Source organism: Actinomadura citrea (genome assembly GCF_013409045.1).
Classification (GTDB): domain Bacteria; phylum Actinomycetota; class Actinomycetes; order Streptosporangiales; family Streptosporangiaceae; genus Spirillospora; species Spirillospora citrea.
The window spans coordinates 1,816,151-1,839,704 of record NZ_JACCBT010000001.1 but is presented as its reverse complement, the minus strand read 5'-3'; the positions used below and the strand labels follow the sequence as shown (position 1 = coordinate 1,839,704).

21 protein-coding genes are annotated in these 23,554 nt (G+C 71.5%); 13 read left to right on the top strand and 8 right to left on the bottom strand.

Annotated elements, in window-relative coordinates; genetic code table 11:
• Nucleotides 1–108: 108 nt before the first annotated feature.
• The 4 genes from BJ999_RS08780 to BJ999_RS08765 all read right to left on the bottom strand — a co-directional run bounded on the left by BJ999_RS08780 (nt 109) and on the right by BJ999_RS08765 (nt 4,658).
• Nucleotides 109–879, bottom strand: coding sequence for a succinate dehydrogenase/fumarate reductase iron-sulfur subunit (locus BJ999_RS08780; protein ID WP_179832829.1), 771 nt, complete (start codon nt 877–879; stop codon nt 109–111).
• A complete protein-coding gene (locus BJ999_RS08775) occupies nt 876–2,879 on the bottom strand; it encodes a fumarate reductase/succinate dehydrogenase flavoprotein subunit (protein ID WP_179832828.1) in 2,004 nt (667 codons plus the stop codon). Before BJ999_RS08775 ends, BJ999_RS08780 begins: the two co-directional genes overlap by 4 nt.
• Nucleotides 2,880–2,891: 12 nt before the next feature.
• Nucleotides 2,892–3,722, bottom strand: a complete 831-nt coding sequence (locus tag BJ999_RS08770) for a hypothetical protein (RefSeq protein ID WP_179832827.1) — start codon at nt 3,720–3,722, stop codon at nt 2,892–2,894.
• 297 nt (nt 3,723–4,019) lie between these two features.
• The gene (locus BJ999_RS08765; RefSeq protein ID WP_179832826.1) at nt 4,020–4,658 is read right to left on the bottom strand and encodes a helix-turn-helix domain-containing protein; all 639 of its coding nucleotides are present in this window, start codon (nt 4,656–4,658) and stop codon (nt 4,020–4,022) included.
• A 129-nt stretch (nt 4,659–4,787) separates the two neighbouring features.
• Between BJ999_RS08765 and BJ999_RS08760 the strand changes: the two genes are divergently transcribed.
• From BJ999_RS08760 to BJ999_RS43460, 3 genes are read left to right on the top strand one after another with little or no spacing between them, the layout of a single operon-like run.
• Nucleotides 4,788–5,363 (top strand): hypothetical protein, encoded by a 576-nt coding sequence (locus BJ999_RS08760; protein ID WP_179832825.1) that lies wholly within the window; start codon nt 4,788–4,790, stop codon nt 5,361–5,363.
• Complete coding sequence (locus BJ999_RS08755) at nt 5,360–5,926, top strand: OmpA family protein (RefSeq protein ID WP_179832824.1); 567 nt, start codon at nt 5,360–5,362, stop codon at nt 5,924–5,926. The genes BJ999_RS08760 and BJ999_RS08755 overlap by 4 nt, the downstream gene beginning before the upstream one ends.
• Nucleotides 5,927–5,931: 5 nt before the next feature.
• Complete coding sequence (locus BJ999_RS43460; protein ID WP_179832823.1) at nt 5,932–7,080, top strand: OmpA family protein; 1,149 nt, start codon at nt 5,932–5,934, stop codon at nt 7,078–7,080.
• A gap of 1 nt (nt 7,081) precedes the next feature.
• Here the strand turns inward: BJ999_RS43460 and BJ999_RS08745 are convergent, their stop codons facing one another.
• Nucleotides 7,082–7,936, bottom strand: coding sequence for a serine/threonine-protein kinase (locus tag BJ999_RS08745; RefSeq protein ID WP_179832822.1), 855 nt, complete (start codon nt 7,934–7,936; stop codon nt 7,082–7,084).
• Between the two features lie 184 nt (nt 7,937–8,120).
• Here BJ999_RS08745 and BJ999_RS08740 point away from each other — a divergent pair, with 184 nt between their 5' ends.
• Nucleotides 8,121–9,887, top strand: a complete 1,767-nt coding sequence (locus BJ999_RS08740) for an LCP family protein (RefSeq protein ID WP_179832821.1) — start codon at nt 8,121–8,123, stop codon at nt 9,885–9,887.
• Nucleotides 9,888–9,936: 49 nt separating this feature from the next.
• Here the strand turns inward: BJ999_RS08740 and BJ999_RS08735 are convergent, their stop codons facing one another.
• Entirely contained in the window at nt 9,937–10,359 is a 423-nt protein-coding gene (locus BJ999_RS08735) for a hypothetical protein (protein ID WP_179832820.1), read from the bottom strand.
• Between the two features lie 304 nt (nt 10,360–10,663).
• Here BJ999_RS08735 and BJ999_RS08730 point away from each other — a divergent pair, with 304 nt between their 5' ends.
• A complete protein-coding gene (locus BJ999_RS08730; protein ID WP_179832819.1) occupies nt 10,664–11,131 on the top strand; it encodes an ATP-binding protein in 468 nt (155 codons plus the stop codon).
• 200 nt (nt 11,132–11,331) lie between these two features.
• The gene (locus BJ999_RS08725) at nt 11,332–11,832 is read left to right on the top strand and encodes a hypothetical protein (protein WP_179832818.1); all 501 of its coding nucleotides are present in this window, start codon (nt 11,332–11,334) and stop codon (nt 11,830–11,832) included.
• Between the two features lie 418 nt (nt 11,833–12,250).
• Here the strand turns inward: BJ999_RS08725 and BJ999_RS08720 are convergent, their stop codons facing one another.
• Nucleotides 12,251–13,732, bottom strand: a complete 1,482-nt coding sequence (locus tag BJ999_RS08720) for a PucR family transcriptional regulator (RefSeq protein WP_179832817.1) — start codon at nt 13,730–13,732, stop codon at nt 12,251–12,253.
• A gap of 119 nt (nt 13,733–13,851) precedes the next feature.
• On the opposite strand from BJ999_RS08720, the gene BJ999_RS08715 reads away from it, so the two are divergent.
• From BJ999_RS08715 to BJ999_RS08685, 7 genes are read left to right on the top strand one after another with little or no spacing between them, the layout of a single operon-like run.
• Complete coding sequence (locus tag BJ999_RS08715; RefSeq protein ID WP_229810260.1) at nt 13,852–14,913, top strand: DUF917 domain-containing protein; 1,062 nt, start codon at nt 13,852–13,854, stop codon at nt 14,911–14,913.
• Complete coding sequence (locus BJ999_RS08710; protein ID WP_179832816.1) at nt 14,906–16,480, top strand: hydantoinase/oxoprolinase N-terminal domain-containing protein; 1,575 nt, start codon at nt 14,906–14,908, stop codon at nt 16,478–16,480. The genes BJ999_RS08715 and BJ999_RS08710 overlap by 8 nt, the downstream gene beginning before the upstream one ends.
• A gap of 49 nt (nt 16,481–16,529) precedes the next feature.
• The gene (locus BJ999_RS08705; RefSeq protein WP_179832815.1) at nt 16,530–18,116 is read left to right on the top strand and encodes an ABC transporter substrate-binding protein; all 1,587 of its coding nucleotides are present in this window, start codon (nt 16,530–16,532) and stop codon (nt 18,114–18,116) included.
• Nucleotide 18,117: 1 nt separating this feature from the next.
• A complete protein-coding gene (locus BJ999_RS08700) occupies nt 18,118–19,134 on the top strand; it encodes an ABC transporter permease (RefSeq protein WP_179832814.1) in 1,017 nt (338 codons plus the stop codon).
• Nucleotides 19,131–20,021 carry an ABC transporter permease gene (locus tag BJ999_RS08695; protein ID WP_179832813.1) on the top strand — a complete coding sequence of 297 codons (891 nt, stop codon included), beginning with the start codon at nt 19,131–19,133 and terminating at the stop codon, nt 20,019–20,021. Before BJ999_RS08700 ends, BJ999_RS08695 begins: the two co-directional genes overlap by 4 nt.
• On the top strand, nt 20,018–20,782 hold the full coding sequence (locus BJ999_RS08690; protein ID WP_179832812.1) for an ABC transporter ATP-binding protein: 765 nt from the start codon (nt 20,018–20,020) through the stop codon (nt 20,780–20,782). Before BJ999_RS08695 ends, BJ999_RS08690 begins: the two co-directional genes overlap by 4 nt.
• A 2-nt stretch (nt 20,783–20,784) precedes the next feature.
• Nucleotides 20,785–21,750: an ABC transporter ATP-binding protein gene (locus tag BJ999_RS08685; protein WP_218934991.1), complete on the top strand. Its 966-nt coding sequence runs from the start codon at nt 20,785–20,787 to the stop codon at nt 21,748–21,750.
• Nucleotides 21,751–21,937: 187 nt separating this feature from the next.
• On the opposite strand, the gene BJ999_RS08680 is transcribed toward BJ999_RS08685, so the two are convergent.
• Nucleotides 21,938–23,239, bottom strand: a complete 1,302-nt coding sequence (locus BJ999_RS08680) for a DMT family transporter (protein ID WP_179832810.1) — start codon at nt 23,237–23,239, stop codon at nt 21,938–21,940.
• Nucleotides 23,240–23,554: the final 315 nt, after the last annotated feature.

The window sequence follows — 23,554 nt, the reverse complement described above, 5'->3', positions numbered from 1 at the left end:
GAGCGTCGCCTGCCAGAACGGCGTCCCGTGACGGGAAGCGGCGGAAACGCGAACGCCCCCCGTCGCGCGGGGCGACGGGGGGCGTTCGCGAAAAGCCGTGCGGGCGGGTCAGGCGGACGGGGTGTCCTCGCCCTTGCGCACGATGCCGAGCTTGCTGCCGAGCCACACCAGCGGGTCGTACTTGCGGCCGACGACCCGTTCCTTCATCGGGATCAGCGCGTTGTCGGTGATCTTGATGTGCTCCGGGCAGACCTCGGTGCAGCACTTGGTGATGTTGCAGAAGCCGAGACCGTGGTCGTCCTGGGCGATGTTGCGCCGGTCGGCCTGGTCCGCCGGGTGCATCTCCAGCTCCGCGATCCGCATCAGGTAGCGCGGGCCCGCGTACTCGGGCTTGTTCTCCTCGTGGTCACGGATGACGTGGCACACGTTCTGGCACAGGAAGCACTCGATGCACTTGCGGAACTCCTGCGAGCGCTCGACGTCCACCTGCTGCATGCGCAGCTCGCCCGGCTTGGCGTCGCCCGGGTCGAACGAGGGGACCTCCCGCGCCTTCTGGTAGTTGTACGACACGTCCGTGACCAGGTCGCGGATGACCGGGAACGTGCGGACCGGGGTGACGGTGATCGTCTCCTCCGGGTCGAAGGTCGACATCCGGGTCATGCACAGCAGCCGCGGCATGCCGTTGATCTCCGCGGAGCACGAGCCGCACTTGCCGGCCTTGCAGTTCCACCGGACGGCGAGGTCGGGTGCCTGCGTGGCCTGCAGCCGGTGGATGATGTCGAGGACGACCTCGCCCTCGTTCACCTCGACGGTGTAGTCGGTGAGCTCGCCCGTGCCGTCGTCGCCGCGCCAGACCTTGAACTTCGCCTCGTAGCTCATCGGCCGTCCTCCTCGTTCTCCGCGGCGTCGGCGGCGGCCGCGTCCGGCTCCGGCGCGTCCTTCGCATCGCCGGCGGACGCCTGCTCGGCGGGGGCCGTCGGCAGCTCCTCGGCGGTCAGGTACTTCTTCAGCTCGTCGTTGTCGAACAGTTCGAGCAGGTCCGTCCGCATCGGCGTGAGCGGCTGGCGCCTCAGCTCGACGTGCGGGGACGACGGGTCGCCGGCCAGCGAGCAGACCAGGTTGATCTTCCGCCACTCCGCCGACATGCCCGGGTAGTCGTCGCGGGTGTGGCCGCCGCGGCTCTCCTGGCGCTCCAGCGCCGCCTTCGCGACCGCCTCGGACACCAGCAGCATGTTGCGCAGGTCCAGCGCGAGGTGCCAGCCCGGGTGGTAGCCGCGCCCGTCGCCGACCGCGACGGGATCGACGCTGACGTTCGCGACCCGCTCGCGGAGCTTGCCGAGCGACGCGATCGCCTGCTGCAGCTCCTCTTCCTTGCGGATGATGCCGACCAGCTCGTTCATCGTCTGCTGCAGCTCGGCGTGGACGGCGTAGGGGTTCTCGCCGCCCTCCCGCTCGAACGGGGCCATCGCCTCGGCCGTCGCCGCCTCGATCTCGGCGTCGGGGACGGCGGGACGCGCGGGGAGGGCGTCCACGTACTCCGACGCTCCCAGCCCGGCGCGGCGGCCGAACACCAGGAGGTCCGACAGCGAGTTGCCGCCGAGCCGGTTCGAGCCGTGCATGCCGCCGGAGACCTCACCCGCCGCGAACAGGCCGGGCACCTTGGCGGCGCCGGTGTCGGGCTCGACCTCCACCCCGCCCATCACGTAGTGGCAGGTGGGGCCGACCTCCATCGGCTCCTTGGTGATGTCGACGTCCGCCAGCTCCTTGAACTGGTGGTACATCGACGGCAGCCGCTTGACGATCTCGGCGGCGCCGCCCGGCATCCGGTCGACGACGGTGAGGAAGACCCCGCCGTGCGGCGATCCCCGTCCCGCCTTGACCTCCGAGTTGATCGCGCGCGCCACCTCGTCGCGCGGCAGCAGCTCAGGGGGGCGCTTGTTGTTGTCGGGGTCGTCGTACCAGCGGTCGCCCTCCTCCTCGGTGGTGGCGTACTGGTTCTTGAAGACCTCGGGGATGTAGTCGAACATGAACCGCTTGCCCTCGGAGTTGCGCAGCACGCCGCGGTCGCCGCGCACCGACTCCGTCACGAGGATGCCCTTGACGGACGGCGGCCAGACCATCCCCGTGGGGTGGAACTGGACGAACTCCATGTTCAGCAGCGATCCGCCCGAGAGCAGGGCCAGCGCGTGCCCGTCCCCGGTGTACTCCCAGGAGTTGGACGTGACCTTGAACGCCTTGCCGATGCCGCCGGTCGCCAGCACCACCGCGGGGGCCTCGAACACGACGAACCTGCCGGTCTCCCGGACATAGCCGAACGCGCCGCAGATCCTGCCGTCGGGATCCTTCAGCAGCCGCGTGACCGTCGTCTCGGACCAGACCTTCAGCCTGGCCTCGTAGTCGCCGTGCTCGGCGTGGTCCTCCTGCTGGAGGGCGACGATCTTCTGCTGGGCGGTGCGGATCAGCTCCAGGCCCGTCCGGTCGCCGACGTGCGCCAGCCGCGGGTACTCGTGCCCGCCGAAGTTCCGCTGGCTGATCTTGCCGTCCTTGGTGCGGTCGAACAGCGCGCCCCACAGCTCCAGCTCCCAGATGCGCTCCGGGGCCTCCTTGGCGTGCAGCTCCGCCATCCGCCAGCTGTTCATGAACTTGCCGCCGCGCATGGTGTCGCGGAAGTGGACCATCCAGTTGTCGTTGGCGTTGACGTTGCCCATCGCCGCGGCGGCCCCGCCCTCGGCCATCACCGTGTGGGCCTTGCCGAACAGCGACTTGGAGATGATCGCGGTCTTCTTGCCCTGGAGGCGCGCCTCGATCGCCGCGCGCAGCCCGGCGCCGCCCGCGCCGATCACCACGACGTCGTAGAGGTGCCTCTCGATCTCAGTCATGATTCCTTGGCCTCAGTTGAAGATGCGCAGGTCGGAGATGGTGTTGCTGGCGACCAGCGCGACGTACAGGTCGGCCACCACCAGCGAGCCCAGGGTGATCAGGGCGTACATCCCGTGGCGCTGGTTGATCTTGGACACCCAGCCCCACATCCGGTAGCGGAAGGGGTGCTTGGAGAAGTTCTTCAGCCGGCCGCCGACCACATGCCGGCACGAGTGGCACGACAGCGTGTACAGCCAGAGCAGGACCACGTTCGCGACCAGGATGATCGTGCCGAGCCCGATGCCGAACCCGCCGTCCTTGCCGTGGAAGGCGCGGACCGCGTCCCAGGTGTTGATGAGGGAGATGGCGAAGGCGGCGAGCCAGAAGTACCGGTGCAGGTTCTGGCCGATCAGGGGGAAGCGGCGCTCACCGGTGTACTTGCCGTGCGGCTCGCGGACGGCGCACGCGGACGGCGACGCCCAGAACGAGCGGTAGTAGGCCTTGCGGTAGTAGTAGCACGTCAGCCGGAAGAGCAGCAGGAACGGCAGCGAGATCGCCGCGAAGGGGATCCAGCCGCGGGTGGCCGCCGGCAGGAAGGTCCCGAACTCCGCCGCGTCGCCCGTGTGCCCGTCCACCGTGACGTTGTTGCAGATCTCGTTCAGGCACGGGGAGTAGAACGGCGTCAGGTAGTGGAACTCCGGGACGTAGAAGGCCGCGCCCCAGAAGGCCCGGACGGTCGCGTACACCACCCATGCCGTGAAGATCACGAAGGTCGTGACCGGATACAGGCGCCAGTTGTCCTTGCGGAGGGTGCGTTCCTTGATCTGGGCGCGCGACTTGGCCGGCGCCTCCACAGTGGTCATCGATCGCTCTCCTGAGCTCGGGTCGTCGTGTCCCCGTACCACGGTCCGCGCGCACCATGCGGCCGTCGCGCCGCGGCCGACGACAGGGCGTCCCCGGCCGGGCCGCGCGCGGCGGCCGGAGACCGTGCCGCATGCGGGCGGTGACGCCTTGTGTGCGCTTCCAGCGAAGCGACCCTACGCCACCCGCCAGGAGCTGTGACATACATAACAGGCAGACCCGCATGTGACCCTGACCACAGACTTTAGCCCGCTCAGCGCCCTTTCACGGCTCCCGGGAGCCATAACCAGTCGTTATGATCAAAGTGAATCGAGACGAGACCGCTCGGGCATGACCGTCCGGTCGTCCGGCGTCTGCTTCAGCACCGTCCGGGCGAAATGCGCCTCGGCCTCGCTCGTGCGGCCGGTGCCGTACACCCGCAGCACCTCGGCGAGGTCGGGGAAGCGGTCGGCGACGAGCCCGGCGGCCGCTTCGATCTCGGCGGCGGACGCAACCTCACGCAGCAGGGCCTGGACGAGCCGCGCCGGCTCGGCCGCCGCGCGTTCCGCCGCGCCTTCGGGACCCGCCGGCACGGGACCGGTCGGAACACGGCCGGAGACCGCCCCGCGCATCCCCGACGTGGTGGCCGCGGACTCCCCCTTGATCCCCTCCAGGCGCGCCTGGAGCCCGGCGGCGGTCAGCGCGTCGAAGCCGGGCCCGGCGACGAGGTCCTCGACCGCCATCAGGCGGTGCAGGACGGCCGGGTTGCTGATCTTGGCGCGCTGGCCCGACATGAGCTGGGAGAGCATCGGCGCCGACAGCCCGAGCACGCCGGCGAGCCCCGACTGCGACATCCCGAGGCGGCCGAGCAGCGGCCGGACGCGGTCGCCGAGCGGCTCCCCGTACCACTCGGCCTGCAGCGCGCGGTTCCGGGCGATCGTGTCCTCGGCGACGCTCACCCGCAGACCCCCTTGACGATTCACAGATGCAAACGATAGATTCGCGACCGCACATGGAACTGCGGCGCATGACGCCATGGTGCCACGAACAACAGCATTTGCATATGTGACAGATCGAAAGGAACGACGATGGGTCTGGCACATCGCCTGGCCGCCGCCACCGCGACGGCCCTGCTCCTCACCGGCGGCCTGGCCGGCTGCTCGCTGCCCGGGACGGGCTCGTCCTCGAACTCCCCCTCGTCCCCGTCCGGCGGTAAGAAGGCCGAGGGTTCGGTGGGCAGGGCGAGCTTCGACAACGCCTCCAAGCCACTGGTGAAGGGCACCTTCGACAGCCCCCTGGCGCAGGGCGCCAAGATCGACATCGCCGTCATGGGCCTCAAGACGAGGGGGAGGCTGGCCACCCTCACCATGCAGCTCACCCCGCACGTCCCCCCCGGCGGGCCGACGCGCATCAACGCCTACGGCCTCAACGGCGAACACGGCCTCGGCACCTCGCTGATCGACCCGGTCAACCTCAAGCGGTACGTCGTGGTGAAGGACACCGGCGGCAAGGAACTGGAGACCGACGACATCTTCACCCACATGACCAACGACCAGGTCACTCCGTTCTACTTCACCTTCGCCGCCCCGCCCGAGAACGTGAAGACCGTCGACGTGCAGATCGGCACGTGGCCCACGTTCCGCGACATCCCGGTCGAACGGTGAGCCGCCTGCGCCGGCCGGCCGTCCTCGCGGGGGTCCTGGCCCTCGTGCTCGCCGTCCCGGCCGTGGCGGGAGCCGACCCCGGAGTGCCGGACCAGAACCTGGCGGAGAGCGTCCATTCCATCGAGACCGGCGCCTCCGTGTACGGCATCGACCTGCAGCAGGCGGTCATCCCCCTGGAGGAGGAAGAGGGCGACGGAGGGCAGGTCACCGTCCGCATCTCGGCGGACGTCCTGTTCGACTTCGGCAAGGCGACGCTCACCGGCGCCGCCCGCCGCCGCATCGCCGAGCTGGCTCCCCGCCTGCGCGGCGCCCGGGGCGCCGTCCAGGTGTCGGGGCACTCCGACTCCATCGGCGACTCCGCCTACAACCTCGCGCTCTCCGAGCAGCGGGCCGAAGCGGTCAAGGCCGAGCTGGCGAACGCCCTGACCGGGACGAGCCCGCAGATCGAGGCCAGGGGCTACGGCGAGACCAAGCCCGTCGTCCCCAACGAGCAGGGCGGCAAGGACGACCCCGCGGGTCGCGCCAAGAACCGCCGCGTCGAGATCACCTACGAGAAGGGCTGACCATCGTGCGGCGAGCGTCGCGAGCCTCCGCCGTCGTCCTGGCCGCGGGTCTGTCCCTGGCCGCGTGCGGCGGCGAGGGGCGACCGGAGCGAGCCGGGGGCGGGCATGACCGCACGGGCGGCGCGCCGGAGTCGCCCGCGGCGACCGTGCCCGCGCCGGAGCCGTCGAGCTGCCCCGGCGGCGGCCGGCTGATCAAGGCGGTCGAGATCCCGGCCGTGCACAGCGAGCCGGTGCGGATCCCGGAGGCCGTGATCGGCGGCCAGAAGATCCCGGCCGTGACGATCCCGGGCGTGGATCTCCCCGCCCAGCGGGTCCCGGCGCAGTGCGTCGAGCACAGGCCCGCCCCGGGCGGCTGCCTCGGGGCGGTCGCCATTCCCGGGGCCTCCATCCCCGGCGTGACGATCCCCGCCGTGCGGATTCCCGGGGTCAGGGCCCCCGGCATCGACGCTCCGCCGGTCGAGCAGGCGGCCGTGTCGAGCACGGCGGTCAGCCAGCAGGCGGTCACCGGCGCGGAGGTCTGCCAGAGCAAGCCGTCGAAGGAGGGCGAGTACGTCAGCTCGGTGTACAGGGCGTCGCTCTACCGCGCCAGCCTGTACCGTGCCTCGGCCTACCGGAGCAGCCTCTACCGCCCGCGTACCTGCAACGACAACAACGAATGCCTGCCGCAGGTCTCCGTGCCCGGCGTCTCCGTCCCGGGCGTCTCCGTCCCGGGCGTCAGCGTCCCCGGGGCCACCCTCAAGTCGTATGTGGCCGGGCCCGGGCAGGTCATCAAGGGCGATGACAGCATCGCCTACAACATCGAGGCGGACGTCCTCTTCGACTTCGGCGCGGCCGAGATCAAGCCCGCCGCGGCGGCCGAGCTGAAGAAGATCGTCGAGTCGCTGGGCCGGGAGGTCCCGGCCGGCGCGGCCGTCCAGGTCGACGGCCACACCGACGGCAAGGGCGACACGGCGTCCAACCAGGCCCTCTCCCTGCGCCGCGCGCAGGCCATCGTCGACTGGCTGGCCGCCGAGGGCGGCATCGCCCGGTCCCGCCTCAGGGCCACCGGCTACGGCGAGACGAAACCGGCTTATCCCAACACCGAGCCGGACGGTTCCGACGACCCCGAAGGGCGCGCCAAGAACCGCCGCGTGGTCATCTCGGCCGCCCGGTGACTCAGGCGGGCGCGGGCGGCGGGCCCAGGTGGTCGAAGATCTGCAGGGGCTCGCCGTCCAGCGTGCGGACGGGGAAGCGCAGTTCCAGCCGGCACGCGGCCAGCGCCCCGCGCGCCGCGTCGGCGTGGGCGGGACGTCGCCCCGGGTCGGCCGCGCACAGGTGGGCGACCACCGCCCACAGCAGGGGCGGCACACCGGGGGGCGGCGCGCCGATCCGCTGGCGCGGCTCGGGGTCCCCGGCGCCGGTCAGCATCCGCCAGGCGACCATGCCGGCGGCGTACAGGTCCTGCCGGGGGCCGGGCCGGTCCCAGTCGAGCACCTCGGGCGCGAGGTATCCCGGCGTCCCGACGGCGAAGCCGGTGGTGGTGAAGCGCTGGTCGGCCTCCCCCAGCGCGATCCCGAAGTCGGCCAGCCGCACGTGCGGCGCCCCGACCGGACTCGGTTCCAGCAGCAGGTTCGCGGGCTTGACGTCCCGGTGGACCACCCCGGCACCGTGGATGTGGCTCAGCGCGGCCAGCAACTGGTCCAGGACCTCGGCCGCGTACCCGGGCGGGAGCCTGCCGTAGTCCCCGAGGAGCGTCTCCAGCGAGCCCCCGCGCACGAGGTCCATGGCGAGGAGCACATCGTCGTACGCCGTGCACGAGGCGTAGGGCGTCAGCACATGGGGGTGCGCCATGCGCAGCGCCCTTTCCCGGACGACCCGCAGCATCGACGTGGGACCCGGCTGCCGGACGAGCTTGGCCGCGCAGTACCGCCCCTCCGCGTGGTCGTAGGCGCGCCACACACGGCTGGTTCCTCCCGCCCCGATCCGGTCGAGCATGGTGAACCGCCCGCCGATCACCCACCCCGAGTTCACGGCACCGATCGTACGGAAGACCACCCGCCCCCGGTTGCCAGATTTCCGCACACATGTCAACAGAACGGGTGTTCTGCGCATCTAACACCAGGAGTTACGGACGCCCCTGGACGGCGGCCTCCCTAGACTGACCGATCACGCAGACCACGTGCCCTCCCCAGGGCCCGCCCCCTAGACGGGACCGATGAGCGACAAAGACCCGCGCCGCGACGACCTCGCGGGGGACGAGGCCGCCCGCCGACCGCCGGCGGCCCCGGAGACGGCCGGCGACACCGCCCCAGGTTCCCCGGACGCCGGAGAGGCGTCGACCACCGGTGGGCCCGAACCCGGTGACGGCGAAACGGCCGCCGCGCCCAGCGGCACGGCGGCCGAGGAGAGCGGCGACGAGACCGACGGCCCCGCGGACGCCGAGGCGGCAGCCGGCCCGCACGCGTCCGGACAGGACGGCGACGGCGACGCCGAAGCGCCGGAAGAGACGGTGACCGGGGACAAGACGGTGACCGGCGACGAGGAGTCGGCCGCGGCCGGCGAGGCGGCGGACGATGACGGGCCGGACGACGCCGCGCCCTCCGGGACCGCCGCCAGAGCCCGGCGGCGTGGCGGACGGCGGAAGGGGCTGCGCCGGGTCGCGGTCGTCGCGGTCGCGCTGCTGCTGGCCGCGGGGGGCGGCGCGGCGTGGCTCTATCACGACCTCGTCGGCGGGATCGAGCAGAAGCACGTCAGCGACAAGCTCGGCACGAACCGGCCGAAGAAGCTGAACAAGTCGCTCAACATCCTCCTCATCGGGTCCGACACGCGGGAGGGCGAGAACTCGGAGTACGCGGTGCCCGGGATGGCCGGGGCACGGTCGGACACCACGATCCTGCTGCATCTCTCGCCGAACCGGGACCAGGCGGTCGGGATCAGCTTTCCGCGCGACTCCATGGTGAAGATGCCGGCATGCAAGAAGGAGAAGGGCGGCACCGTCCCGGCACAGTTCGGGATGCTGAACGCGGCGTTCGCCTATGCGGGGCCGACGTGCACGTGGAAGACGCTGGAGTCGCTCACCGGCATCCACATCGACCATTTCGTGCAGGTGGACTTCGCCGGGTTCAAGCGGATGGTGGACGCCCTGGGCGGCGTCGAGATCTGCGTCGACAAGCCCGTGAGGGACCCGAGGGCCGAGCTCTACCTGAAGGCCGGGAAGCAGACCGTGAAGGGGGACGATGCGCTCGGCTACGTGCGCGCGCGCTACTCGCTCGGTGACGGCTCGGACCTGGAGCGCATCGAACGGCAGCAGAAGTTCATGGCGGCGGTCGTCGACAAGGCCACCAGCGGGTCCGTCCTCACCGATCCCGCGAAGACGTACAAGTTCCTCAAGGCCGCGACCAAGTCGATGACGACCGACGACGACCTGGATCTGGCGGGGATGCGGAAGCTGGCGGACGGGCTGAAGGGGATGAGCGCCGGCCAGGTGCGGTTCGTCACCGTCCCCGTGGAGGGGTACGCGCCGGACCCGAACCGCGTCCAGTGGAACGGGGAGCTCGCGAAGCCGCTGTTCGAGGCGATCCGGCATGACGACGAGCTGCCCGCCGAGCCGGTCAAGCCCGCCCCGGCGCGACCGGTGCCGCCCCCGCCCGGCAAGGTGCACGTCACCGTGGTCGACGCGGGCGCCCGGGACGCGCAGGTGAAACGGGTCGTGAAGCAGCTCCGGCAGCGCGGGTTCACGGTGGCGAAGAAGGTCGAGAAGACCGCCGCGGCGCCGGAGACCCGCCTCGTCTACGCGCCGGCCGCGGAGGCGCAGGCGTCGGCGCTCGCGCGGGACGTCCCGGACGCGCAGCTCACCTCCGACACCGCCGGTCCGCGGGACGGCGTCCGGCTCGTCATCGGAGCGAACGGGGTGCGCCTCGCGCCGCCCGCCATCAACAAGATCGGCGGAGGCGTCAAGGCCGGCCGGAAGCTCTGCGGCTGACCCTCGGCCGGCGGCGGCCGGTCAGGGCCGCGTTCGGTCAGGGCGATGGTCAGCGGCGGTAATAACGACGGTCATAACGACGGTCGTAACGGTCGTCGTAGTCGTCATCGCCGTTGATGAGAAGCCAGATGAAATAGCACAGCAGCAGTCCGGCGAGCACGCTGCCGATATCGATCGCGCCGCCACCGGTGAAGGACTCATGGGTCGCGGGGGCCGTGCAGACACGGCCTTTGCACTTGGCGTCCTCGTGCTTCTCGCGCCATTCGTCGGGCGGTGAGGTCACGCGGACGTACGGCTTGTCCTTGATCAGTACGGCCGTCTGCCGTACACCGTCCTCCACCGCGGTGGCGCCGGGCTCGAAGTACTTGCCGGCATGGATCTGGGGCCGGTTCTCGTAGATCGCGTTCACGGCCTTCGCCTGCAGCCAGGAACGGTTGGCCACGCAGATGATCAGCACGATGCCCATCATCACGAGAAGAATGATGCGGGCTATCAGCCCGAAGCAACCCAGCCCGGGACTCCGACGGTAGAACACACTGAGAATCCGTCCGGAAACCGGCCGAAGGCGCAACCGGTTCCGATCGGCGCACCGACCACGCCGGACGAAGACGAGACCGCCGCAGGTCCGCTCTGCTCGCCACGGCCCGGCCGGACGTGTCGGACAGGTTCGGCCCCGGCGGGCGCCTTGCCCGGTACGACCGTGCGAGGACGGTCAACCCCGCGAGATCTCCGAGAACTCGCAGTCCATCCAAATCAGATTCCGAAGGAGGGGCCTCATGTATGAGGACTCCGACCAGGGCTTCACGCGCGTGAGCTCCTGGCACACCAGGTTCGGCCCCGGGCCCGCGGCATCCCGCAGGCTGGTGGGGAATCTCCTCTCCGGCCAGCCGGACAAGGCGACCCTGGCGCAGCTCGGCGTGACCGAACTCGTCACCAACGCCTACCGGCACGGGCTGGGCCTGACCGACGAGGAGATCCGGACCATGGACACGTTCCCCGAGGACGTGGTCCTGAGGCTGGCCGGCATCAGGCGCGGGAGGTCGTCGTACTACCTCCGCATCGAGGTCTACGACCCCAACCCGACACCGCCGGACTGGGCTCGCAGCCTCGATGACGGTTCCGCCCTCAACGGCCGAGGGCTGGCGCTGATCCGCAAGGAGCTGTCCCGGTACGGGGCCATCTCCACCAAGGACGGGAAGTGCGTGGTGGCCGAGTACGAACTCGACTACCCCGCCGCCTCCTGACCGCCCGGCCGAGCCGCCTTCCGAGGCGACGCGGCGTCCGGGCAACGGCGAACCGACCGGCCTTCACCCTCACAGGTGGAGGCCGGTACTCGTCCGCGCCCCTCACGCCCCAGGAGTTGCCGCCCGCGGCCGCGCCCGGACGGTAGATCCCGCGAGTGACCGTCACGGCTCTCGCTACGCAATCAAGAAGGAGCAATTCCATGAACGACCTGACCGGAGTCATCGGGTACCGTCCGCAGCCGTACCCCGAGTTCGAGCTGGGCGTTTCCGCGCCCGCCTTCAGCGGGGACGAGCGGAACACGTACGGAACGCCCACGGCCAGGACGGTCGAGGGCGCGATGTCGGGCATCTACGCCGACCTGCCCAGCAGGGTGCAGGACCGCGTGCGGGACATCGCGCTGGACCTGATCGACATCGCCAAGGGGAACTGGCGGCCGACGCCGGGGGTGCTCGAGCCCCACGCGCCGGCCTACACCCTGACCCTGGGCTGGTTCGAGGACGAGCACTACCGCTACCCCCTCGTCACGGTGTTCAGCCGTGACCCCGAGCTGCCCGAGCTGCCCGACGCGGCGGGGTCGCTGCGGAACTGGGTCGCACGGCTGATCACGCACACCTTCCGGTGCGGCGCTTTCAGCAGCGGCGGCCGCGGCAAGACCTTCTGGGCCGTGGTGGACTTCCAGGAGGCCCTGCCCACCATCTGAACGACGCCCGGCATCCACTGATCCGGGTGATGCAGTGGCCGGCCTCCATCCCCCGACGGGGTGGAGGCCGGTTCTCTTTGCCCGTCCACCGCATATCTCGGGCCCGATTCGAAGATACGGGTTGCCGACTCGGCCGGGCTCTGTACAGTCCACTATGCGGGTTCTCGAGACCCGTCATTTTGTTAACGATGAGTGCAACTGAAACGGGGTTATCACTATGTCCATGGCAATGGGTAAGAAGGTCGGCGACAACGAGGACGGCGACATCATCCTCGACGACGACGGCACCATCAAGGGTGCATGACGACAACTGATCGATGTGGCCTCCGGGCCGCGGTGATCTGATCAATAGGCCGCTCTCGTCCCGGACTTCCGGGGCGAGGGCGGTTCTTTCTTTTCTGGGGGGACGGACGCCGGGTCAGTCGCGGAGGCGGACGCGGCAGGCCAGGTGCAGGGCGAACGCGGTGTCGGGGTCGGACAGGTCGGCGCCGAGCCTTTCGACGATCTTCCTGATCCGGTAGTTGACCGCGTTGGGGTGCAGCGCCAGCCGGGACGCGGCGGCCTTCAGCGAGCCGCGCGCGTCGAGGTAGGCGCACAGCGTCGCGATGGCCTCGGCCGACCGTCCCGGGCCGAGCGCGTCGAGCGGGCGCAGCAGATCGTCGATCACCCGGCGGCTGAGCGCCGAGGCGGCGATCTGGGAGAGCACCCGGTTGATGCCCGCGGCGTCGAAGGTGTGGACGAGTTCGCGGGAGCGGACGGCGATCGCCGCCGCGGCGCGGGCCTCCGTGGCCGACTGGCGCAGCCCCTCGATCCCGCGCTGCGGTGTGCCGATCCCGAAGCGCAGCACCGTGCCGGGATGCTCCTCGGCGACGGCGGCGCGCACGGCGTCGATCATCTGCAGGGCGCGTGCTTGGCGGATCTCGGCCCGGGCGGTGCCGACCAGCACGATGTCGGCGGCGAGGCGGGCAAGGTTCCACGACTCGCCGGACGGCTGCGGGGCCTGGTGGGTGCGCAGGGTGAGGGTGTCGAACAGCCGCCGCCGCTCCGCGAGCTCGGCGGGGTCCGGGCCGGGCGGCCGGTCCGGGGTCATCCAGATGACGGTGTGCAGGTCGTCCACGGCCAGGCCGAGCAGCCGGGCCCGGTCGGCCAGTGCGCCCGCCTGGGCGCGTTCGCTGACGATCAGCTCGGTGAGGATGTCGGACCGGGTCTGGCCGGGCGCGGTCGCCCGCTCCAGCGCGTACTGCCGCAGGCGGCCGATCGCGGCGGCCACGGCGGGCAGCACCAGCCGTACGGCGTCGTCGGGCGGACCGGTCACGCCGCCCCGGCGGCGGCCCGCCACCCAGATCGGCTCGGCGCCGGCCGGCCCCGCCGCCTCGTCGGTCGTCGTCAGGGTGCGGCCGAGCACGGCCCCGACCCGTTCCAGCAGCGCGACGACGCGGTCGCCGCCCTCGGCGGGGCCGGGGGCCTCGCCGACGTCGCGGACGATCTGCAGCGCCGCCTGCGCGCGGGCGAGCGAGTCGGCGGCGTCGCCCCGGATGACCTGGCCGAGGTAGAGCACGACCTCGGCGACGTCGCAGTCCTCCTCGGCCGTGAGGACGGCCAGGCGGGCCCGGTCGGCCAGCCGGGCCGCGGTGATCGGCAGCGGTCCGCAGCCGATGAGGACCAGCGCGGGCACTCCGCGTTCGGCGGCGGTGCGGACGGCGATGTCCAGCTCGTATCCGGCGGCTCTCGCGGCCGACCGTCCCGTCACGACGACCAGGGCGCCCTCCGGGGCGCGTTGCAGCCGCGCCAGCGCCTCGACCGCGGTGACGGAGGTGAGCGGCTCGGCGTCGGCCGGGCCGGCGAGCAGGGTGAGGGGGATCCGGGAACCGGTCCCGACCAGGTCCGCGACGAAGGACACGCCCACATTGTGCCACCGACACAAACACTCGCGAAACCTTGTGCCCTCCACCCTTCCGCCAGGTCAGACGGTGGGACCATTCTTCCAGCATGCAGATGACACCTTCGAGGACCGGTCGCGTGACTCTCGACGACGTTCCGGCGCTCGCCCGCGGCTGCGCGATCCTGGGCACCGGGGGCGGCGGGGACGTCGAGACGGGCACGCTGACCGCGGTCCGGGCGATCGACGAGTTCGGCGAGGTGCCGCTCATCCCGCTGTCGGAGGTGCCCGACGACAGCCTCGTCCTCCCGCTGTCGGGGATCGGAGCACCCACCGTCGCCCACGAGATGCTGATGAGCGGCGAGGAGCCGCTGCTGATCCGGGACGAGGTCGAGCGGATCCTCGGCCGTCCGGTGGCGGCGGTCATGGCCTGCGAGATCGGCGGCTCGAACGGCGTCGGGCCGGTCGGCTGGGCGGCGCGGCTCGGCCTGCCGCTGGTCGACGCCGACGGGATGGGACGGGCGTTTCCCGAGGTCCAGATGGTCTCGATGTACGTGGCGGGACGGCCGGTGAACCTCGTCGTCCTGGCCGACGTGCAGGGCAACGTCACCACGGTCCGCCCGGTCGACGGGCTGTGGTCGGAGCGCATCTCCCGCGCGGTCTGCATCGCCAGCGGGGCGTCCGCGCTGATGGCCGACTACGTGCTGACCGGCGCGCAGGCGCGGGGCGCGGTCATCGAGGGGACGGTGAGCAAGGCCCTCGCGATCGGCCACGCCGTGCAGGAGGGCTCCGACCCGCTCGGCGCCCTGTGCGCGACGCTGGACGCCACCGTCCTGATCACCGGGAAGGTCATCGACGTCGAGCGCCGGACCGGCGGCGGTTTCGTCCGCGGCAGCCTGGTCGTCGACGGCACCGGCGACGACCGCGGCCGGCTGCTCCGGGTGGAGATCCAGAACGAGAACCTGATCGCGCTGGAGGACGGCCGGGCGCGCGCCTGCGTCCCCGACCTGATCACCGTGGTGGACGCGCAGACCGCCGGCGCCATCTCCACCGAGTCGCTGCGCTACGGACAGCGGGTGGCGGTGCTGTCCTGGCCGTGCGACCCGATCTGGCGGACCGAGCGGGGTCTCGCCACGGCCGGCCCGCGGGCCTTCGGCTACGACATCGACTACACGCCCGTGGAGGAGCTCTCTCATGGCTGACCGTACGCCCGGCGGCACCGTCACCCGCGACCTGCGCATCGGCGTCGACGTCGGCGGTACCAACACCGACGCGGTCGTCCTCAGCGCCAAGGGCGAGGTCCTGGCCAGGACGAAGCAGGCGACGAGCGCCGACGTCTCCTCGGGTCTGCACGCGGCGCTGACCGCGGTGCTGGACCAGCTCGGCGACGACGTCCGGCGGGTGGGCCGGGTCATGCTCGGCACCACGCACGCCACCAACGCGATCCTGGAGCGGCGGGGGCTCGGCAAGGTGGCCGCGATCCGGCTCGGCGGGCCGGCCACCACCTCGGTGCCCCCGGCGCAGTCCTGGCCGGCGGACCTGTCGGCGGCGATCACCGCGCGCACCGCCGTGCTCCCCGGCGGCCACTACGTCGACGGCAGGCCGATCTCCAAGCTCGACCCCGGCGCGCTGCGCGCCGTGCTCGCCGACGTCGCCGGCGAGGCCGACGCGATCGCGCTGACGAGCGTGTTCAGCCCCGCCTTCGCCGACCAGGAGATCGAGGCGGCGGAGATCGCCCGGGACGAGCTCGGCGACGCGGTGCCCATCTCGATGAGCCATGAGATCGGCACGCTCGGGCTGCTGGAGCGCGAGAACGCCACGATCCTCAACGCGGCCCTCTACCGGGTCATCAGCGCCGTGTGGGACGGACTGCAGCACACGCTCGCCGAGCGGGGCCTGGACGTCACCACGTACTTCGCGCAGAACGACGGCACCCTCATGGCGATCGACTACGCCGTGCGGTACCCGGTGCTGACGATCGGCTCGGGCCCGGCCAACTCCATCCGGGGCGCGGCCTTCCTGTCCGGCCTCACCGACGCGATCATCGCGGACGTGGGCGGCACCTCGACCGACTTCGGCGTGCTGTACGCCGGTTTCCCCCGGGAGTCGTCCGCGGGCGTCGAGATCGGCGGGGTGCGGACCAACTTCCGGATGCCCGACATCCTCGCGCTCGCGCTCGGCGGCGGCACCGTCATCGGGCCGGACGGGAAAGTGGGGCCGCAGTCGGTGGGGTACCGGATCACCGAGAAGGCGCTGACCTTCGGCGGCGACACCCCCACCATGACCGACGCGGGCGCGCTGGCGGGCCGCGGGGCGCCGGCCGGCGCCCCGATCCCGGACCGGCTGCGCGGCGCGCTCGGCTCGGCGGTGGAGACGGCCGACCAGATGCTGGCCGACGCGGTCGACCGCATGACCCTCGGCAAGACCGACCAGCCGCTGATCGCGGTGGGCGGCGGGTCGTTCCTGATCCCCGACGCGCTGGCCGGCGTCGCCGAGGTGATCCGCCCCGCCCACGGGGACGTCGCCAACGCCGTCGGCGCGGCGATCGCCATGGTCAGCGGGACCATTGAGACCATTATCCCGGCAGGCGAGGGCCGCAGGGAGGCCATCGCCGAGGCGTCCGGTGTGGCCGGTCGCCGGGCCGTGCAGGCCGGAGCCGATCCGGCCGGAGTGGAGGTCGTGGAGATCACCGAAGTACCGATGAGTTACCTGCCCGAACCCGCGCTGCGGCTGCGGGTCAAGGCCGCCGGCCCGCTCGGCAACCTCTAGCCCGGCCCCCCACTCCCCCTGTCCGGTCCCCCTGCAAGGAGATCCCGTCATGTCCTGGCGCATAAGATCACTGGCGCTCGCGGCGGCAGTCGCCGTGACCGTCACCGGCTGCTCGGGCGGAGCCGTCCGCAAGGCGGCCTCGACGTCCAGCACGTTCGTCTACTCGTTCAACCTCAACGTCGTCACCGACTGGGACCCCGCGACCTCGTACTCCAACGAGATCATCGCGATGCAGAACGTCTACGAGTCGCTGACCCGGTACAACACCAAGTCCAAGAAGGTCGAGCCGCGGCTCGCGACCAAGTGGACCTCGTCCGACGCCGGCAAGAAGTGGACGTTCACCCTGCGGGACGGCGTGAAGTTCCACACCGGCACCGCGCTGACCTCCAGCGTCGCCAAGGCCGCGATCGAGCGGACGATGAAGATGAAGGGCGGCGCCGCCTACATCTGGGACCCGGTGAAGGCGATCGAGACGCCGGACCCGCACACGCTGGTGTTCGAGCTGAAGTACGCGGCCCCGCTCGACCTGGTCTCCTCCTCCGGCTACGCCTCCTACATCTACGACACGAAGGCGCCCGGCGGCGGAGACCTCAAGGACTACGTCGCGAAGGGCCACGACACCGGCACCGGCCCGTACACGGTCGCCTCCTGGAACAAGGGGCAGGAGGCCGAGGTCCGGCTGGGTCAGTTCAAGGACTACTGGGGCGGCTGGAAGGGCTCGCACTACACCGGCATCGAGTTCCGCAACACCCCGCAGGTCACCACCGCGTGGCAGCAGTTGCAGGCCGGTGACGTCACCTACGTGCACCGGCTCAACCCGCAGCTGTTCGCTCAGGCGAAGGGGATGAAGAGCCTCAAGACCGACTCGGTTCCGTCGTTCCAGAACCTCATGGCGTTCTTCAACACCGAGGCCGGTCCGCTGAAGGACGTCAGGCTCCGCAAGGCCGTCCAGGCTGCGATCGACTACAACGGGCTCGTGTCGACGCTGAAGGGCTCGGGAACCGCCGCCAGCGGCGTCGTCCCGACCGGGCTGACCGGGGCGACCCCGGGCCTGGCCGGGCGCCAGGACACCGCGGCGGCGACGCGGCTGCTGAACGAGGCCGGGTACGGGCCGGGCAAGAAGTCGCTGACGCTCGACCTCACCTACGCGCAGGGCGACGACGACCAGCAGAAGTTCGTGACGCTGCTCAGCTCCGCGCTCAAGGGCCTGAACGTGAAGGTCCAGGCCAAGCCGATGCAGTGGGACGCCCAGTGGGACCGTGCCAAGAGCAAGGACGCGTCCAAGCGCCAGGACGTCTTCGTCATGTACTGGTACCCGGACTACCCGGACGCCTACAGCTGGTTCCTGAACCTGTTCCGCTCGGCCGACCCGGTCAACTTCAACCTCACCTACCTCAACGACTCGGGCGTCGACGGTGAGATCGACAAGCTGCCGGAGCTGACCGCCACGAACCGGTCCGCCGCGGAGGCGTCGTACGCGTCGCTCCAGCGCAAGCTCCTGGTCGACCAGGCCGTCGCGGCGCCGCTGTTCGTCCAGCAGTACCAGCGCGCGTACTCGGCGGACGTCGACGGCTACACCGACGACCCGGCGTATCCCAACGTCGTGTTCGCGCACGACCTCAGCCCGGCTGCGTGATATGACCCGCTACCTGCTCCGACGCCTGGCACAGGCCGCGTTCGTCGTGGCCGGTGTCGTGGTGCTCACCTTCGTGGTGATGCGGCTGGTCCCCGGGGACCCGGCGGTGACCTACGCCGGGCCCCGGGCCTCCGCCGCCGAGCTCGCCCGGACCCGCGCGGAGCTCGGCCTGGACGACACGCTGCCCGTCCAGCTCTGGGACTACCTCACCTCGCTGGTCCAGGGCGACTGGGGGATCAGCCTGCACACCCGCCAGGACGTGCTCGGCGACATCTCCACCGCCTTCCCCGCCTCGCTGGAGCTGGTCGGCACCGGGGTGATCATCGCGGTGCTGGTGGGCATCCCCCTCGGGGTGCTCGCCGCCCGGTTCCGGGGCCGGCCGGCCGACGGATCCATCCGGATCACCTCGATGGCGGGCGTGTCGGTGCCGGTCTTCCTGCTGGCGCTCTTCGCGCAGAACGTGTTCGCCACCAAACTGGGCTGGCTCCCCGTCGCCGGGGAGTACGACCCCAAGCTGGACGGCACCAGCCCGCTGCACCTGTACACCAACATCACGGCGGTGGACGCGCTGATCACCGGGAACTGGGCGGTCCTCGGCAGCACCCTGGCCCATCTGGTGCTGCCGGCGGCCGCGATCTCCGCCTATCCGACCGGCGTGGTCGCCCAGATGACCCGCGCCGCGCTCATCGAGGAGTCGACGCAGAACCACGCGCGGCTGGAACGGGCCCTCGGCTTCACCCGCTGGCAGGTGCTGACCCGGTTCTCGCTGCGGCCCGCGCTCAGCCCGGTGCTGGCGCTGCTGGCGCTCGTCTTCGCCTTCTCCCTGGTGAACGCCTTCCTGGTCGAGGCCATCTTCAACTGGCCGGGGCTCGGGCGGTACGCCGCCGACTCGATCCGCTCGTCCGACGCCCCCGCCATCGCGGGCGTCACCATCGCGATCGCGTTCACCTACGTCATCGTCAACCTGCTGGTGGACCTCGCGCAGGCCGCCATCGACCCGCGGGTGAGGATCAGATGACCGCTCTCGACACCCCCGTCGCGCCCCTCCGGGAACGGCCCGTGCACCGGGTGGTGCGGGCGGCCCGCACCGACCGGCTGGCCGCCGTCGGCGCCGTGGTCCTCGCCCTGGTCGTGATCGCGGCCCTCGCGGCCCCGCTGCTGTCGCCCTATCCGGGCGACGGGACCGACGCGACCCACCCGGCCGAGGCGCTGCGGTCGCCCGGCGCCGAGCACTGGTTCGGGACCGACGGGGTGGGCCGCGACATGCTCACCCGGGTCCTCTACGGGGCGCGCACCTCACTGACGATCGCCGTCGCGGTGCTCGCCCTGTCCGCCGTCATCGGCGTGCTGCTCGGCGTCGTCGCCGGCTACGCGGGCGGGATCGTCAGGGACGTGATCATGCGGATCACCGACGTGTTCCTGGCCTTCCCGGCGCTGCTGCTGTCGGTGGCGCTGGCGCTCGTGCTGCACCCGGGAACGCAGGGGGCGATCATCGCCATCACCGCCTCCTGGTGGCCCTGGTACGCCCGGATGAGCGCGGTCGCCGCGACGTCCATCAGATCGCGCGGCTTCATCGACGCGGCCCGCTGCCTCGGCGGGTCCCGGACGCGGATCGTGCTGCGGCACGTCCTGCCCAACTCGCTGACCCCGGTCCTGGTCCAGCTGTCCCTGGACGCGGGCGGGGTCATCCTCACGGCCGCGGCGCTGTCCTTCCTCGGCCTCGGGCCGCAGGAGCCCACCGCGGAATGGGGGCTGATGGTCCAGCAGGGGCAGAGCCTGTTCACCACGAACTGGTGGGTGGTCGCCTTCCCCGGCCTGGCCATCGTGATCACCGCGTTCTGCTTCAACGTGCTCGGCGAGGGCCTGCGGTCCGCCCTCGACCCCCGGCGGGAGGTCACCCGATGAAAGCGGTGCTCACAGCGGAGAACCTGCGGGTGCGGGCCGGCGACCTGCTGCTGGCCTCGCTCGACGAGCTGAGCGTCGGCCCCGGCGAGTGCGCCGCGATCGTCGGCGAGAGCGGCTCGGGCAAGACCACCGCCCTGAACGCGATGCTCGGGCTGACGGACGGGCTGCAGGTCAGCGGGAAGATCCTCGTCAACGGCACGGACGTCGTGACGGCGGACGACCGGACGCTGTCGAAGATGCGCGGCTCGGTCATCGCCCTGGTCAGCCAGAGCCCGCAGGCGTCCCTCAACCCCACGATGCGGCTCGGGGCCCTGCTCAAACGGGTGCTCGCCCGGCACGGCCTGCGCGGCGCCGAGGCCCGCGAGCGGACCGAGGAGGCGCTGCGCAGCGTCCTGCTCGACCCCGGGCTGCTGCGCCGCTACCCGCACCAGGTGTCCGGCGGCCAGGCGCAGCGCTTCGCCATCGCGATGGCCGTCGCCCTGCGCGCCGACGTCATCCTCGCCGACGAGCCCACCAGCGCGCTGGACGTCACCGTGCAGGCCGCCGTCCTGGACCTGCTGGCCCGGTTGCGCGACGAGCACGGCATCGCGCTGGTCTTCGTCTCGCACGACCTGGCCGTCGTGTCCGGCATCGCCGACCACGTCGTCGTCATGCGGCAGGGCAGTGTGGTCGAGGCGGGACCGGCCTCCGACGTCCTGCACAGCCCCTCCGCCGCCTACACCCGGGAACTGCTCGACGCGGTCCCCGCGATCGGGGAGTGACCATGCTCAGCGCGGACAACCTCACCGTCAGCTATGACCGGACCCCGGTGGTCCGCGGCGTCTCCCTCACGGTGCCGGAGAACTCCGGCGGGGTCGCCGTCATCGGGGAGAGCGGATCGGGCAAGACCACCATCGCACGGGCGCTGCTCGGCCTGGTCAAACCCGAGCAGGGCCGGGTGCTGTTCCGCGACCGCGACATCGCCCGGCTCGACCGGGCGGGGCGGGCGGGTTACCGGTCGCAGGTCCAGCCGGTGTTCCAGGACGGCAGCGAGGCCCTCGACCCCCGGATGCGCATCGGCGCCTCGATCTCCGAGGCGCTGCGGATCCGGAGGCGCCGCGCCGGCGGCGAGCCCGCGGGGAAGGACGGGGACCTCCCGTCGGTGACGGAGCTGCTCACCGACGTCGGCCTCGATCCTGCCCTCGCCGGGCGCCGCCCGCACCAGCTGTCCGGCGGGCAGCGGCAGCGCGTGGTCATCGCCCGGGCGCTGGCGGTCGACCCGCGGCTGCTCGTCCTGGACGAGCCGACCAGCGCCCTGGACGTCACCGTGCAGGCCCACGTGCTGGACCTGCTGGCGGGGCTGCGGGACGAGCACGGGCTGAGCTACCTGCTGATCACCCACAACCTGGCCATCGTCGACCGGCTCTGCGACACGGTGCACGTCCTGTTCGCCGGGCGGATCGTGGAGTCCGGCCCGATCGGCACCGTGCTCGGCGCCCCGGCCCACCCGTACACCGTCGCGCTGCGCGACGCCGTCCCCCGGCTCGGCGCCGCGCACCGGACCGCCGGCGCCTCGGACGCGCTGGCCGCCGCCGAGGGCTGCCCGTTCCGGCACCGCTGCCCGATCGCGGTCGACCGGTGCGCCACCGAGGATCCGCGGCTGCTGCCGCTCGCCGACGAGCACAGCGTCGCCTGCCACCAGGCCGTCCCGGCCAAGACCGACGACACCCGGTCCGGCGCCGGGCTCTGAAAAGGGGACGGCGGGAGGATGCATCCTCCCGCCGTCATCTGGATACGTGGCGCTGGCCGGCGTCACGCTGTTGTCGATTCCACGGTTCGGGTGCACGGGTTGGCCTGCCCGGTCCCGGACTGTGTTCAGATGTGCGGAGACGGTGGTCTCCGCACCCCTGCTCCGCTGTGGGCGGTATACGTCGCCGCTAGGACGACGTGGTCGGGGCCTTCTCCTGAGCGAGACGGACCCCCTCCTCGGCCGTCCTGACCGCGGCTTCGGCGGCGTTCTTCTGCGCCGCGGCGGTCTCCGCCTGGGCCGCGGCCTTCTCCGCCTCGGTCCGGGTCTTCACCGCCGTGGCCTCCGCCTTCCTCGCGTCGGCGCGAGCCTTCGCGAGCCTGGCCTCGGCGACCTTGCGTTCCGCCAGGGCGACGGCCTTCTCGCAGTCCCCGTACTCCTGGGTCAGCCGTTCGAGCGTCTCCAGGATCTTGCCGCGCTCGTCCAGAGCGTGCTGCAGGACGGCCTCGGGTGTGGCCGACGACAGCTCGATGAGCGGCGCGTGGCTCCGGTCCCGGAGGCTGAAGCTCATCTGGGCGACCGCTGCCGCGGCCACCGTGATGACGATGACCCCGGCCCACTGGATCGGGATCAGCCGCGTGTCCAGGAAGGCCAGCCCGACGAGCGTGGCGATCAGCGGACTCGCGGTGAGGAACACCGCGTACACGGCGTCGCCCGCGAGCTCCCTCGCCGGCATCTGGATGATGCGGGGCAGGGTGTTGTTCAGCAGCCCCACCAGCAACGCCCACAGGACGATCGGCCAGCTCAGGAAGGCGAAGCCCCCGGTGAGCATGACGATGCCGCCGGCGATCACGCCGACGGACAGCGTCGACCAGGCGATCACCTTCTCGGTGTAGAACCGGCCCGCGCCCTGGATGAGGCGGTCGGTGACGGGAAGGTACAGGGTCCGCAGGACGCCCGCGCCGAGGGCGCAGGTCACGCCGAGCAGGTAGCCGCTTCCCGCAGCCGGGCCGTCTCGCTGGACGAGCAGGACCACACCGACCGCGGCGGCCGCCGCGAAGAGCGTGAGGAGGGCGGCTCGCCCCCTGCTCCCGCTCCTGAACCCCGCGATGACGGGGATGAGAAGCGGGACGGTGTAGTAGATCCCTCCGGTGACGCTGAAGGGGATGAAGGACAGGGCCGCGAACAGCAGCGCCTTGTCCATGCCGATCACCCCGAACGTCATCAGGGACCAGATCCGCCTGGACCGCGCCGGCATCCCGGCGGCCGGCCTGTCGTCCCCGCCCCTCCAGAAGACGAGGCGGAGCAGGAGCAGGAGACCGCCGAAGGTCGCCTCCAGCGCCGTCGCCTGCTGCACCTGCAGACCGTTCGCACCGATCAGCCGGTTGTCCAGGAGGGCCTTGCCGGACGCGGAGCTGAGCCGGTCCGCGCCTCCGAGCGCCACCCCCAGCCAGGGGTACCGCCTGCGTTCAGAATTCTTGTTTGTCGTCATTTCCGGAACTCCTCGTGCGAGGTGCACACAAAGGGAACCGGTCGTGACCCGGCTCCCTTTGTCGCACCGATGAATGGGTACGACTCCGTGGAGCCGGGTCGTGCTCAACGATCTTCGTGCATGCCGACTCAGCTGCGGAGACCTGCGGGTGGCCGCCCGGTGAACAGGCTCTTACGAAACGCCCGTGTCGCCATTTCTGGATCTAGGCTGCGGGGGTGCATGCCCTCCCTTGAAAGCGGCGGCGTCGTGAACCGCCGGCGAGGGCGCACGGAAACGGCGGGACGGCTTCCGGAAGAACTCCCCGGAGGCTCCCGC

What these genes read in the sequence shown, in the direction of transcription:
- BJ999_RS08710 (WP_179832816.1), top strand. Translation starts at nt 14,906, where the DNA reads ATGGCTGACCGTACGCCCGGCGGCACCGTCACCCGCGACCTGCGCATC.
- BJ999_RS08725 (WP_179832818.1), top strand. Translation starts at nt 11,332, where the DNA reads ATGAACGACCTGACCGGAGTCATCGGGTACCGTCCGCAGCCGTACCCC.
- BJ999_RS08760 (WP_179832825.1), top strand. Translation starts at nt 4,788, where the DNA reads ATGGGTCTGGCACATCGCCTGGCCGCCGCCACCGCGACGGCCCTGCTC.
- BJ999_RS08770 (WP_179832827.1), bottom strand. Translation starts at nt 3,722, where the DNA reads ATGACCACTGTGGAGGCGCCGGCCAAGTCGCGCGCCCAGATCAAGGAA.
- BJ999_RS08775 (WP_179832828.1), bottom strand. Translation starts at nt 2,879, where the DNA reads ATGACTGAGATCGAGAGGCACCTCTACGACGTCGTGGTGATCGGCGCG.
- BJ999_RS08690 (WP_179832812.1), top strand. Translation starts at nt 20,018, where the DNA reads ATGAAAGCGGTGCTCACAGCGGAGAACCTGCGGGTGCGGGCCGGCGAC.
- BJ999_RS08705 (WP_179832815.1), top strand. Translation starts at nt 16,530, where the DNA reads ATGTCCTGGCGCATAAGATCACTGGCGCTCGCGGCGGCAGTCGCCGTG.
- BJ999_RS08730 (WP_179832819.1), top strand. Translation starts at nt 10,664, where the DNA reads ATGTATGAGGACTCCGACCAGGGCTTCACGCGCGTGAGCTCCTGGCAC.
- BJ999_RS08780 (WP_179832829.1), bottom strand. Translation starts at nt 879, where the DNA reads ATGAGCTACGAGGCGAAGTTCAAGGTCTGGCGCGGCGACGACGGCACG.
- BJ999_RS08740 (WP_179832821.1), top strand. Translation starts at nt 8,121, where the DNA reads ATGAGCGACAAAGACCCGCGCCGCGACGACCTCGCGGGGGACGAGGCC.
- BJ999_RS08695 (WP_179832813.1), top strand. Translation starts at nt 19,131, where the DNA reads ATGACCGCTCTCGACACCCCCGTCGCGCCCCTCCGGGAACGGCCCGTG.
- BJ999_RS08700 (WP_179832814.1), top strand. Translation starts at nt 18,118, where the DNA reads ATGACCCGCTACCTGCTCCGACGCCTGGCACAGGCCGCGTTCGTCGTG.
- BJ999_RS08680 (WP_179832810.1), bottom strand. Translation starts at nt 23,239, where the DNA reads ATGACGACAAACAAGAATTCTGAACGCAGGCGGTACCCCTGGCTGGGG.
- BJ999_RS08685 (WP_218934991.1), top strand. Translation starts at nt 20,785, where the DNA reads ATGCTCAGCGCGGACAACCTCACCGTCAGCTATGACCGGACCCCGGTG.